The sequence below is a fragment of the Verrucomicrobiia bacterium genome, assembly GCA_036405135.1.
Lineage (GTDB): Bacteria > Verrucomicrobiota > Verrucomicrobiia > Limisphaerales > JAEYXS01 > JAEYXS01.
The window spans coordinates 18503-31674 of record DASWYF010000031.1 but is presented as its reverse complement, the minus strand read 5'-3'; the positions used below and the strand labels follow the sequence as shown (position 1 = coordinate 31674).

Sequence of the window (13172 nt, the reverse complement as noted above, 5' to 3'; positions counted from 1 at the left end):
TTTTTTGTTCGTGGCTGCCCTGCTGCTGGTGTGGGGATATCGGAATACACGCATTCGCGGAGGTCTGCGGCTGGCGTGCGTGGGATTAAAAGTTCTCGGTATCACACTGCTCGCGCTCTGTCTCATGGAGCCGATGTGGTCCTCCGAGCGCGCGGTGCCGGGAGCGAATCAATTGCTGGTGGTGGCGGATAACAGCCAAGGAATGCTCATCCGCGATCGCGATGCGAGCCAGACACGTGGCGAACGTCTGCAAGGAATGCTGGCGGATGCGGAGAAGGGGTGGCTCGGTGGGCTTAATGAAAGTTTCAAGCTGCGACCATTCCTCGTCGATTCGCGTTTGCAGGCGGTGAGTGATTTCAGTGCGTTGGATTTCAAGGGAGATGCTTCTTCGCTTGGTTACGCAGTGAAGACTTTGGGAGAGCGTTATCGTGGTCAGCCGGTGGCGGGTTTGCTGTTGCTCACGGATGGCAATGCCACGGATGTAGATGATGCGATGGATTTCACCGGGTTGCCGCCGGTCTATCCGGTTGTGATCGGCAAGGGTGAGCCAGAGCGTGATCTGGCCATCCGCAAGGTGTCGGTGACGCAGACATCGTTTGAAGATGCGCCGGTGACGATGCAAGTGGAGGTCAGTGTGACGGGATACAAGGGGGAGAGCATCGTGGCGAAGGTGGTGGAAGTGAGTCCGAGCGGCACAAATACGACCTCTCTTTCCGTTACCAACACATCCGCACTAGAGCGCGTGAAAGGGCAGACGCAGGAGGTGAAGGATGATGCGCAGCCGTTAGTCTTCCGTTTTCTGGAACGGCCCATCGCACCTGGTAACACGTTGTATTGGGTGACGGTGACCGCACTGGGAGACAAGCATACGAGTGAAGCGACGTTGCTGAACAATCAGCAGCTTGTGGCCATCACGCGTGGTGAGGGGCCGTATCGCATCCTTTATGTGTCCGGTCGTCCGAACTGGGATTTCAAATTCCTGAACCGTTCGGTGTGGGATGATCCGCAGCTTGAATTGATGGGATTGGTACGCGTGGCCAAACGCGAAAAGTTCAATTTCAAATCGCGCGTGGGTGAGGCGAGCAATCCGCTATTCCGCGGGTTTGATCGCAAAACGGAGGAGACGGAGCGATATGATCAGCCGGTGTTGATCCGTTTGAACGCGAAGGATGAAGCGGAGTTGCGCGATGGTTTTCCAAAGGACCCGGCGGACCTGTATCGCTATCACGCGATCATATTGGATGATCTGGAGTCGGAGTTTTTCACGCAAGATCAGATGAGTCTGGTGCAACGCTTTGTGGGTGATCGCGGCGGTGGTTTCCTGATGTTGGGCGGTCAGGAATCGTTCAACCAGGGCAAGTATGACAATACGCCCATCGGCGCTATGTTACCGGTTTATCTGGATGGCAACGCGGAGGTGACACCGGTGAGCAACCTGAAGCTCGCGCTGACACGTGAAGGGTGGTTGCAACCGTGGGTGCGGTTGCGGGCGAGTGAAGCGGATGAGAACGAGCGTTATGGCTCGATGCCGCCACTGCAGGTGATGAATCATACGAGAGCGGTGAAGCCGGGCGCGAATGTGTTGGCAACGGTGAGTGATGATGGCGGGGAACAATTTCCAGCGTTGGTAGCGCAGAAGTTCGGTTATGGCCGCTCGGCAGCGATCACTATCGGTGATTTGTGGCGTTGGGGATTTCATGACGAGCTCATGATGGCTGACTTGCAAAAGGCGTGGCGGCAGACGCTGCGCTGGTTGGTCGCGGATGTGCCAGAGCGGGTGGAGATTCGTGCAGAAGCGGCACGTCATGAAGGGCATGGTGCGGTGCGTTTGAAGGTGAGAGCGAGGGATGCGGTGTTTAAGCCGTTAGATAACGCAACAGTGTCCGTGATGATCAAGTCGCTGCCCTTGCCGACGGCGACAAATGTGACGTTGCTGCCGGAGATCAAGCTGACGGCGGAACCTTCGCTCAATGAGCCGGGCTTGTACGAAACGGTTTTCATTCCGCGTGAAGCGGGCGGTTATATGGCCACGGCGGTGGCGACGGATGCGAATGCAGTGACCGCAGGCACAGCGTTGACGGCATGGGCGAGTGATTTTGCGGCGGAAGAGTTCGCCTCGCTGAAGCCGAATCGTGAGCTGATGGAAAAGATCGCGCGGCAGACGGGCGGCGAGGTGATCGATGAGGACAAGCTCGCGGCGTTCGCGGCGAAGCTGCCGACGCGCAAGGCGCCGGTGATGGAAACGACCGCCCAGCCACTGTGGCATACCTCGTGGGTATTCCTGCTGGCGCTGGCGTGCTTTCTGGCGGAATGGGGTTTGCGGCGTAAATCTGGATTGGCATGAGCAGACTGTGGATGACATTGGCCGGTTGTGTGTGGCTGTTGGCGCTGGGGATCGCGCAGGCGGCCAGTGCGGACAAGCCGACGGTATTTGTCGTCGTGGGCGCGGCGGGTGAAGAGGTTTACGGCATGCAGTTCAGCAAGTGGGCGGAGCAGTGGCGTGAGGCAGCGAAGAAGGCCGATGCCAATTTTATCGCGGTGGGGTTGGAAGCGGATCAAGGCAAGGATCGCGAGGAGTTGCAGAAGAAGCTGGAGATTGAACCCAAGGAAGGTGCGGGAGAATTGTGGTTCGTGATGCTGGGGCATGGGACTTTTGACGGCAGGGAAGCGAAGTTCAACCTGCGCGGACCGGATTTCAATTCGGATGAACTGACGGAATGGTTGAAACCGTTTCATCGGCCGATGGCGGTGATCAATACTTCGGCGGCGAGCGCGCCGTATCTGCCTAAGCTGTCGGGCTCAGGGCGTGTGGTCATCGCGGCGACGAAGAGCGGGTATGAGCAGAACTACACGCGCTTCGGCGAGCATCTCTCAAAAGCGATCGTGGACAAGGAAGCGGACCTGGACAAGGACGGGCAGACTTCGCTGCTGGAGGCGTATCTGATGGCGGCACGGAAAACGGCGGAGTTTTACAAAACGGAGGGACGCATCGCCACGGAGCATTCGTTATTGGATGACAATGGTGATGGATTGGGTACTCCTCCTGATTGGTTCCGTGGGGTGAGAGCGACGAAGAAGGCGCGCAATGATGCGGAACTGGATGGGTTTCGCGCGCATCAGTTTCATCTCGTGCGAAGTGCGGAGGAGCAGAAGATGCCGGCTGAGTTACGAGTGAAGCGGGATGAGTTGGAGTTGGGTATCAACAAGCTGCGGGAGAAGAAATCCACGATGAAGGGGGTGGATTACGACAAGGAATTGGAGAGGTTGTTGGTGGAGCTGGCGAGGGTGTATGAGAAAGCGGGGCTGCTGCCGAAGTGAGCGGTATATTTATTTTTCCTCAAACCAAACGAGACGCCATTTGTCGGGATACAATGGCTGGGCGCAGCCTACGGCAGCGAATTCTTTACCTTCAGCGAGGCGCGGGAAACCGTATCCTACTTCTACCAGTCTTGGCCCCCTGTGAGTGCTTTCCAATATAGGACTACTTACGCCGGGTATATGGATGTCAATGGGCAGTAAAAAGGCGATTCCTATCAAGGCGGTTGCTGAGTGGATCAAGTGGTTGCTGCGGTGCCAGTTGAAACTCAAATAAGCAAGGATACAAAGAACGAATGCTATGGCATAAGTCATCCGAAAGGTCGCGAAAAAGAGCAGGAGGAAGCAGGAAAACTCGATCCAGCTAAACCGAACTTTGGAGATTTCCTTGTTCATAAGGCCCATTGCAATCTTGGATTGATATCAATATGGCCTAACATGATTTGGGCGTCAAAAGACAAATGGTTGCTTATCTGGATTCCAAAAATCTTCTTTTGTTGGACTGGTCTGGTTCTCTGCTTCTGTTAGCTTTCTTTCCGAGCTATGGATTTTTTTACGGCACAGGAAAAGGCGCGGAAGAACAGCGGGCGGCTGGTTCTGTACTTCGGCGCGGCGGTAGTGGGGACGATCGCGGTCATCTATCTCATCTTGGCTTTCATCCAAATCAAACTGGGCAGGATAGACCCGCAAACAGGTGCGGAGCGCACGATGTGGCAACCCGGACTCTTCATGATGGTGGCGGGCGGCACGACGGCAGTGGTCGTTTTGGGCAGTCTTTTCAAGATGGCGCAGCTCAGTTCCGGTGGTGGGGCGGTGGCGCGAGCGCTTGGCGGGCGTTTGATCGATGGCAGCACGCGGGATTCGGATGAGCGGAAGCTGGTGAATATCGTGGAGGAGATGTCGATCGCTTCGGGTGTGCCAGTGCCGGAAATTTATGTGATGGATGATGAGGAGGGGATCAACGCGTTCGCGGCAGGCAATTCGGTGAGCGATGCGGCGGTGGGCGTGACGCGAGGGTGCATCCAGTTGCTGAACCGCGATGAGTTGCAAGGGGTGATCGCGCATGAGTTCAGCCATATCTTGAACGGTGATATGAAGCTGAACATCCGCATGATGGGCGTGCTGTTCGGCATCCTGTGCATCGCGATGATCGGGCGCATCCTGCTGGAGACGACGGGGCGTCGTAGTTATCGTTTGGGGGCGCGTGAGAAAGGAGCCAATCCATTGCCTCTCATCGGTTTGGTGCTGTTCGCAGTAGGTTATATCGGCATCTTTTTTGGACGGCTGATCAAGGCGGCGGTGTCGCGACAGAGGGAGTATCTGGCGGATGCCTCGGCGGTGCAGTTCACGCGGAATCCGGATGGGATCGCGAATGCGTTGAAGAAGATTGGTGGGTTGGGGCGACGCGGGTCGGTGGTGACGGCGCCGGATGCGGAGGAGGCGAGCCATATGTTCTTTGGCAATGCATTGGCGGAGAGTTTTTCGAACCTGACGGCGACGCATCCTCCGTTAGTGGATCGGATCAAAGCGATCGAGCCGCGTTTTGATGGGAATTTTCCGCGTGTCGAGTATCCGTCGCAGAAACGTCGGGGTGGTCGTTTCGATGTGGATGATGAGGAGATGGAGCCACCGACGGCTCCGCGGCATCGTCCGCCGCCGATGCCGTTTCCGATGCCGCCGATATTGCCCACAGATGTCGTGAGGCAGGTGGGCACGGTGCAGCCGCAGAACGTGATCTGGGCGCTGGCCATGATGGCGGAGATGCCGGAGCCGTTGCGTGCGGCGGCGCATGATGGATATGGAGCAAGGGCGCTGGTTTATGGGCTGCTGTTGAGCGCTGATAAGAATTGCCGGGCGAAACAGGTGAGTACCTTGCAAGCACGAGCGGATGCGGGTGTGTTCGCGGAGCTGAACAAACTGCGTCCATCCTTTGAAGCGGTGAAGACGGAGGCGCGGTTGCCGTTGATCGAGATGGCGATGCCGGCGTTGCGGCACATGTCGCAGAGCCAGTTCGAGACGTTCATGGGGAATGTGGAGGCGTTGATCGCGGCGGACCAACAGATCGATCTGTTCGAGTATTCCTTGCAGCGGATGTTGAAGCGGCATTTGTGGCCGCATTACCGGCAGGTGAAGAAGGCGGTTGTGCAGTATTACGTGCTGCAGCCTTTGCTGCCGGACTGTGAGGTGTTGCTCTCGGGATTGGCGATTGTGGGGCATGCTTCACCGGAAGAAGCAGCGAAGGCGTTTCGCATGGGTGTGAGTCGGTTGGGGGCGGAGGCAGTGAATCTGCAGTTGCAACCGGTGGGTAAGGCTAACCTGACGCACATTGATGCGGCGTTGGACCGGTTGGCGTCGGCGTCGCCGATGGTGAAGAAACAGGTGTTGGATGCATGCGCGCATGCGGTAGCGAGTGATGGGGAGATACAATCGCGTGAGGCGGAGTTGTTGCGGGCGGTGGCGGATGGGCTGGATTGTCCGTTGCCGCCGTTGTTGGCGGGGAAGTAGGGGGATAAACCGCGAAATACGCGGAATACGCGAACAGGGAAGTAACCGCAGATGGACGCAGATGAGCGCCGGTTGCACCGGCGGGCCAATAGGGGAATAGGTCTTATAGGACTGATAGGTCTAATATGACGTCGCACGGGGGCACCCTCATCCTCAGTCCTTCTCCCGTCAGAGAGAAGGAAGAAACATCTGCGTTCCAAGGAGTTGGCTATTAGGTGGGGAAATGGCCAGGAGTTACGTTTCTGCAAAGATTTAAGGGGGTTTGCTTTTGGCGGGGTTCTACCATATTCCTTTCCTGCTCTATGGAAAAAGACGTGGTGGTGCGCATCCAGAATTTGACGAAGATTTACCGGCAGGGGGAGATCAATGTCACGGCGCTGGACAATGTTTCGCTGGATATCGCGCGGGGTGAATTTCTTACGTTGATGGGGCCTTCCGGTTCGGGGAAATCCACGCTCTTGCACATCATCGCGGGGATTGACCGGCCGACGAGTGGGAAGTGCCATATTGAATCCATCGATGTGACGAAGTTGAATGAATCGCAACTGGCGGATTGGCGGAATCAGAATGTCGGCTTCGTTTTTCAATCGTTCAATCTCATCCCGGTGCTGACGGCGTTTGAGAATGTGGAGCTGCCGCTCTTGCTCACGGGGTTGAGTGGCAGGCAGCGGCGGGCGCAGGTGAAGATCGCGCTGGAGATGGTGGGCTTGGCGGATCGTGCGGGGCATTTGCCGAGGCAGATGTCGGGCGGTCAGGAGCAGCGTGTGGCGATCGCGCGGGCGCTGGTGACTGATCCGCGTCTCATTGTGGCGGATGAGCCGACGGGTAACTTGGATGCACATTCGGCAAACGAGGTGCTGGGGATTTTGCAGAGTCTGGCGAAGAGCGGAGACAAGACGGTGATCATGGTGACGCATGATCCGAAGGCGGCGGCGTATGGCTCGCGCTCGATCCATCTGGAGAAGGGCGAACTGATCCGGGAGGAGACGCGGTGACGATCGGCACCTTCATCATCAAGAATGCCTTGCGCAACAAGCGTCGCGCATTGCTTTCCATTTTGAGCGTGGCGGTGAGCTTGTTTTTGCTCGTCACGTTGATGGTGCTGTTGCGTGAACTGACGACACCGATGGAGGATGCGGATGCGGCGATGCGCATCGCGGTGCGGCATCGGGTGTCGCTGGCGAACACGTTGCCGTATCGGCAACGTGCGACGATCGAGCGCATTCCCGGAGTGGCGGCGATCACGCCTTTCACGTTCTTTGGTGGTAAGTTCCGGAATGAGGACATCCCGTCTTTTGCGCAGTTCGCGATGGACCCGATCCAGCTCACGAATGTTTTTGGCGAAGCGAAGCTGCCGATGGATCAGTTGAACAATTGGATACATGATCGCTCATCGTGCATCATCGGCATCAAGACGGCGGATATGTATGGTTTTAAGATCGGCGATAAGATGAAGCTAGTGGGAACGATCTGGCAGGCGGATCTGGAACTGACCATTGCGGGCATCTATCAGGGCACGCCGGATGATCGTAATGTGTTGTTCCATCACGATTACATGGATGAAGCGTGCGGGCGGCAGGGCATCGTGGGGACATGGTGGGTGCGGGCGAAGTCATTGGAGGAGGTGCCGCTGGTGGTGGAGCGCATCAACAAGGAATTCAAGAACACGTCGGCGGAAGTACTGGCGGAGACGGAGCGGTCATTCGTGCTGGGGTTCATCTCGATGTGGGGAAATATCAAGGTGTTTATCGGTGTCATCTGCACCGTGGTGGTGTTCTCGCTCATCCTGGTGACGGCGAGCACGATGAGCATGGCGATCCGTGAGCGGTTCCGGGAATTGGCGATCTTGAAGGCATTGGGTTTTCGGCGGCATGAATTGTTCGCGTTCATTTTGGCGGAAAGCTTTGGGTTCGCGTTTGCGGGTGCGGTCATCGGCATTGGTGGCGCGTGGATGCTGTTCTCGAACATCAATATCACGGCGGTGACGAAGGGGATGTTTGTGGCGTTTGAATTGACGCCGCGCATCATGGCGACGGGGTTTGGCGTGGGGGCGATTCTGGGGATCATCGGCAGCATTGTGCCGGCGATCTCGATGGCGCGGATGAGTGTGATCCAAGGCTTGAAGACACTGGATTAAAACCATGGCAATGCCGCTCAAATATAATTTCAACAACGTCATCGTGCGCTGGCGTTCGACGATCGCGACGATCTTCGGCATCGGGCTGGTGGTGGCGGTGTATGTGATGTTGCAAGCGATGGCGGTGGGCTTGGAGCAGAACAGTGCGAACACGGGGGATGAGCGGAATTTCCTGATCGTGCGCAAGGGCGCGACGTCCGAATCGGTGAGCCAGGTGACGCGGGAGCAGTTCCGCTATCTGCAATATATGGAGGAGATCGCGAAGGATGGGCAGGGGAAGGCGATTCTCACGGCGGATACGATGGTGCTGGTGAATCTGCCGCGCAAGGAAGGCAATGGCGAGGCGAATGTGCTGGTGCGCGGGATCATGGAGAAGGGGAAGGAATTGCGGCCGCAGGTGCAACTGGTGGAGGGGCGGTGGTTCGTGCCGGGCAAGCGCGAGGTGGTGGTGAGCCGCAAGCTGGCGTCGCGGTTCAAGAATTTTCAGATCGGTGAGGAATTTCATGTGCCGGGGGCAGATCTGAAAGTGGTGGGATGGATGGATGGTGGACGGAGTGCGTTTGATTCCGAGGTGTGGATGGATACAGATGAGGCGCGGAACATTTTTGGACGGGAGAATTATACGAGCGTGCTGGTGCGGCCAACGGATGAAGCGACGGCGGCGAAGCTGAAGGCTAAGCTGGAGGGCAGCAAGCAGATCGCGGCGCGGCTGGAGCGGGAGACGGATTATTATCGGACCCAGACGAAGACGGCGGGGCCGATCAAGTTTCTGGGCGTGGCGCTGGCGTTCATCATGTCGGTGGGAGCGGTGTTCTCCGCGATGAACACGATGTATGCGACGGTGGGCGCAAGGACGCGTGAGGTGGGGACGTTGCGCGTGTTGGGCTTTCATCGGCGGGCGATTTTGTTCAGCTTCTTGATGGAGGGGGCGATTCTCGCTTTTCTCGGTGGTGTGGTAGGGTGTCTCATCGTATCGGGTGCGTATGCGTGGGTGACGGCTACGGGTTATACGTTTGGCACGATCAACTTTGATACGTTCAGCGAAGTGATCTTTGATTTTCGTCCCACGCCTGCGTTACTGGGCGAGGGACTTGTTTTCGCGGTGATCATCGGCTTGGTCGGGAGCTTGCTGCCGGCGTGGCGGGCTTCGCGCATCCCGGTGATCTCAGCACTTAAATCGGTATGAAACCTGACCAGGCGAACCGCCTGAAAATCGATGAAGAGGTCCGGCAGCGTCCGAAGGGCGCGGTGGGGATGATCTTCGCATTGGTGTTAATCATCACGGCGGTGGCGATCTTTTTTGCGTGGCCGCGGGAATCGGATTCGCGCCGTATCATGGGTGGCGGCAAGCCGATGGATGCGAAGGGTGGGAATGCTTCTGCCTCGACCAATGCCGCGCCGGTGGCGAGTGTGCCGACGGAGGATGGTTCCGTGCTGACGGTGAGCGGGTATATCGTGAATCGCGAGCGCATCGAAATCAGTCCGCGGTTCACGGGGATGGTGAAGTGGATCGGGGTGACGAAGGGCGATTCCGTTACGAATGGGCAGGTGGTGGTGCTGTTGGATGACACGGAGTATCGCGCGCGGTTGCGTGAGGCGGATGGTCGCATGGCGATGGCGAAGGTGAATATCGAGAAGGCGGAGCTGGCGTGGAAGCGCACGGGTGAACTGGCAAAGATCAATGTGGAGTCCAAGCAAGCAGAGGATGATGCGCGGCTGGCGGTGGATTCCGCGAAAGCGGCGATCAAGGAGATCGAGGGGCAACGGGAATTGCTGCTGACGTATATTGATTGGACGATCATCCGGTCACCGATCAATGGCGTGGTGCTGGAGAAGTTGGTGGACCCGAATGAGTTGGTGACACCGCAGAGCTTCGGCGGCACGCGTGGGCCGAGCACAGCACTCATCGCGGTGGCGCAGGGGGATGACTTGCAGGTGGAGATCGATCTGAATGAGCAGGATTTGGCGAAGGTGTATCTGAAGCAGGAGTGCAAGGTGAGCCCGGAGGCGTATCCGGACAAGAGCTATGCGGGTTATGTGGCGGAGATCGCGCCGGAGGCGAATCGGCAGAAGGGGACGCTGCAGATCAAGGTGCAGGTGCGGAACCCGGACAAGTTTCTGACCCCGGAGTTGAGTGCGAAGGTGCAGTTTCTGCGGAAGAAGGAAGAGGTGAAGAAGTGATGGGAAGATTTTCAACCGAATGGGGACAAGCGAATAGGAGAAGTAAGCGAAAGTAAATCTGGGATTACGATTGCTTCAAGGCCTCGACCGCTGCTTTGGCTTCAGCGAGGCCAAGTTGGGGATTCAGTTCCCGATAGCATCTGATCGCCTCAACACGGTAACCCGTCTTCGACAAACGCTCGACGTCCGCCATGGTGACTTGCCCGGCTGGTGGATAGATACCTTGGCGGCGTAGTGAGCGTATGCGCCACCAAAAATGAATCTTTATCGCCAAGAAGCTCACTACTACGGCAATAATGATGGTTTGCATCTGGCTTATTGTTTACGCTGGCTCAGGGGAGATTCACGAATAGTTTAACAGCTAACCTTCAGGTAACAAGGCAGATTTATACCGGACGCTTTCGACGTGGGAGAAAGGAAAAGCCTAGCACTCTCCAAGGTGAGAGGTGATGGAGCTCGGGTTTCGACGGATGCTTTAGTTTGATTGGCAATGAGTTAGGCGGTTGGACGTGGCTTCGGAGTTGAACAATCCGCGCTCCAAAAGCAGGGGTTAAAAAATCGTGAAATAATCGCTTGCAGGGTTGGGGGTGGTTTTGTAGCGTTTCGGTCCCGTTGGTTGCACTTGTAGCTCAATTGGATAGAGCATCTGACTACGGATCAGAAGGTTTCAGGTTCGACTCCTGACAGGTGCACCACTCTTCTCTTTAGATTTCCCCAAAAATAGTTTTAATGCGGTTTCATTAATTTGTGACGGGTAATTACGGTGCATGAATCGCGCTTACAGCGCTCCGACCTTTTGGGACCATTTCGTGGGGCGCTGCCCCACGCTGCTATGAAGCCGGGCCTTTGGCCCTCAGATTGATTGCTAGGGTCGGTAGAAGCTTTCCATTTTTACATGGTTGTTTGATACGGTGAGTTTTTCACTTGGCTGGACAGGTTTGGGGGATTTCTTCAGGCTTTGCGGGTAATCAGGAGTTGTACGAACCGAGGGCGTTATGTATCTAATACCGGGATTTTATCTGGCGATGGAGATGGGGGATGCGGAGTTGGTGTTGCATCTGCTGGCGACGCATAAGGTGCCGCCGGATAGAGGGGTGCGTTGGAATGAGTGGAGTGTGCCGGAGACTCCGTGTGCGTTGGCGGCTGCGCTGAAGATGGAGAATGTGATGCGGGCGTTGCTGGCGGCGGGGCATCGAGGGGTGAAGCATCGGTCGTCGGTGCCGCTGGTGAGTGCGGGGTATAGCGGGTGTGTGGGTTGTGCGCAGATGTTGCTGGAGGCTGGTGTGGATGTGAATGAGCGCGAGGGCTCGAATGATGAGGGGGATTCGGGCATGACGGCGCTGATGGCGGCGGCGGAGCAGAAGCATCTGGAGGTTTTTGAACTGTTACTGAAGGCGGGGGCGGATCCTAACTTGTTGACGAAGCGAGGGGTTTGCGCGGCGTCATTGGGAGCGGAAGGTGGGGAACGGAGTGCGGAGTTCATCTCGTTGCTGATCGCGCATGGTTGCAAGGAGTTTGGGCGGGCGGTGGTGCTGCCCGCGGCGCAGGGAGACGCAAAGGTCTTACGGGCGATGATCGAGGCTGGTGCGCAAGTGAATGTGGTGGCGACGAAATACGAGGGGATCTATGAAGGAAAGGGGTCGTTGGAGTGTGCGCTGAGTCATCTGAGCACGTTGAAGATTTGTGCGAACGCGTGTAATGAAAACTACGAGGAAGGACGAGTCAAACGTGCGGAGTTAATCGCACGGATTCCAGATGCATATGAGGTGATCGAGATGCTGGTGGAGGCGGGAGTGGATCTGAACAGGATGAATGGGATGCGGACGCCGTTGCATCTGGCAGTGAATCATAAAGAATTGCGGGTGGTGAAGCTGTTTCTCGCGAAGGGGGCTGATCCTAACAGTATAGCGAATTGGTTCGCGGCGAAACGCACGGCCACGGAGGCGGAGCGGTATTACAGCACGGCGGTACATGAGGCAGTGTTTCAGAAGCATGCGGAGATTTTGGCGGAGCTGATCCGGGCGGGTGCGGAGGTGAACCGGAAGGATCGAGAGGGGCGGACGCCTTTGGCGCTGGCGTTGGAGAACTCTTTTAAGGAAGGGGTGGAGTTGTTGCGACAGGCGGGTGGGGAGGGATAAAAAAGGGAGAAGGGCGATTAAGTTTCTGGTTCCTAGTTTTGAGTTTCGACGTTAAATACGCGAAAAGGAGAGATGGGTTTTATGGGATGGATAGGATTTATGAGACAACGAACTTTCAACTTTGAAAAAGAGAGGTGGCGGTGATTCGCGTAGCTTGGAGTGAAGGGAGAAAAAAGTTGCCGGGCCGCAAACGCCAAGGAGGTGGGGGTGGGGAACCCCGCTGAAGAAACGTATGCGTGCCCGGCAGATTCTATTGATGGCGATTTTTTTGTGTTTATTCAATCTTTTTACCAGCTAAAATTCAAAAAAAATTCCCGCGAACAGCGTGATGTGTGATGAGGCGTATAGACCATGAGCGAGCTGACGTTGTTCTTTTCTGGCGAGATGCGGCAGGGATAATATCTATGGGTTTTTTGGAGCCTCGGCCGCCGTGCTGATGGTGGAGAACCAGGTGCAGAATGAGGGTGTGTGGAAATCCTTGGCGAACAAGATGGAAAGCGGATTTGTGTACGTAAAGTCTCAAGTTTCTGCAGGGAAAAAGGGGGGAGGCTTTCCGTGTCCCATTTTATGAGCGAACCGGGGACGTTGTGGACAGGAAATATGGGCAGGACGGTCTTAAGAGTTCCGTGGCCGATCGGTAGAAAACAAGTTGCATGCAATCTATGGTGGCTTTCATTCCAACTGAGTCACAAGGGCATTGGGAAAGTGGCTCCTCCGCTGCAAATTTCAACAAGCCATGCACACGCCGATCTGCTCGATGATGTTTTTTAAAAACTCGTCCTAAGCGACTCTGGGCCTGCTGATGAGAGAGGTATGTGCAGGGTGATGCGAGGGTGAGGGAAACCCAGGAGATTTCGATTCAGATGACCAAAATGAAAGGGAGGAAGGGGTTTATT

10 protein-coding genes and 1 tRNA gene are annotated in these 13172 nt (G+C 56.4%); 9 read left to right on the top strand and 2 right to left on the bottom strand.

Going from position 1 to position 13172, the window contains the following annotated elements:
• Positions 1-10: 10 nt before the first annotated feature.
• Both VGH19_14800 and VGH19_14795 read left to right on the top strand, forming a co-directional pair.
• Positions 11-2344 (top strand): glutamine amidotransferase, encoded by a 2334-nt coding sequence (locus tag VGH19_14800; protein ID HEY1172635.1) that lies wholly within the window; start codon positions 11-13, stop codon positions 2342-2344.
• Positions 2341-3318 carry a hypothetical protein gene (locus VGH19_14795; GenBank protein ID HEY1172634.1) on the top strand — a complete coding sequence of 326 codons (978 nt, stop codon included), beginning with the start codon at positions 2341-2343 and terminating at the stop codon, positions 3316-3318. The genes VGH19_14800 and VGH19_14795 overlap by 4 nt, the downstream gene beginning before the upstream one ends.
• A 9-nt stretch (positions 3319-3327) precedes the next feature.
• On the opposite strand, the gene VGH19_14790 is transcribed toward VGH19_14795, so the two are convergent.
• A complete protein-coding gene (locus VGH19_14790) occupies positions 3328-3711 on the bottom strand; it encodes a hypothetical protein (protein ID HEY1172633.1) in 384 nt (127 codons plus the stop codon).
• 147 nt (positions 3712-3858) lie between these two features.
• Between VGH19_14790 and VGH19_14785 the strand changes: the two genes are divergently transcribed.
• The 5 genes from VGH19_14785 (at position 3859) to VGH19_14765 (ending at position 10138) form a co-directional block, all read left to right on the top strand.
• Positions 3859-5820, top strand: a complete 1962-nt coding sequence (locus tag VGH19_14785; protein ID HEY1172632.1) for a M48 family metallopeptidase — start codon at positions 3859-3861, stop codon at positions 5818-5820.
• A gap of 302 nt (positions 5821-6122) precedes the next feature.
• A complete protein-coding gene (locus tag VGH19_14780; protein HEY1172631.1) occupies positions 6123-6815 on the top strand; it encodes an ABC transporter ATP-binding protein in 693 nt (230 codons plus the stop codon).
• Positions 6812-7957: an ABC transporter permease gene (locus VGH19_14775; protein ID HEY1172630.1), complete on the top strand. Its 1146-nt coding sequence runs from the start codon at positions 6812-6814 to the stop codon at positions 7955-7957. Before VGH19_14780 ends, VGH19_14775 begins: the two co-directional genes overlap by 4 nt.
• Positions 7958-7961: 4 nt before the next feature.
• Complete coding sequence (locus tag VGH19_14770) at positions 7962-9143, top strand: ABC transporter permease (GenBank protein HEY1172629.1); 1182 nt, start codon at positions 7962-7964, stop codon at positions 9141-9143.
• A complete protein-coding gene (locus VGH19_14765) occupies positions 9140-10138 on the top strand; it encodes an efflux RND transporter periplasmic adaptor subunit (GenBank protein ID HEY1172628.1) in 999 nt (332 codons plus the stop codon). The genes VGH19_14770 and VGH19_14765 overlap by 4 nt, the downstream gene beginning before the upstream one ends.
• Positions 10139-10202: 64 nt before the next feature.
• Here VGH19_14765 and VGH19_14760 read toward each other — a convergent pair whose 3' ends face one another.
• Positions 10203-10448, bottom strand: a complete 246-nt coding sequence (locus VGH19_14760) for a hypothetical protein (GenBank protein ID HEY1172627.1) — start codon at positions 10446-10448, stop codon at positions 10203-10205.
• 308 nt (positions 10449-10756) lie between these two features.
• Here VGH19_14760 and VGH19_14755 point away from each other — a divergent pair.
• Positions 10757-10833 (top strand) — tRNA-Arg (locus tag VGH19_14755).
• 300 nt (positions 10834-11133) lie between these two features.
• A complete protein-coding gene (locus tag VGH19_14750; GenBank protein ID HEY1172626.1) occupies positions 11134-12276 on the top strand; it encodes an ankyrin repeat domain-containing protein in 1143 nt (380 codons plus the stop codon).
• The last annotated feature ends 896 nt before the right edge of the window (positions 12277-13172 follow it).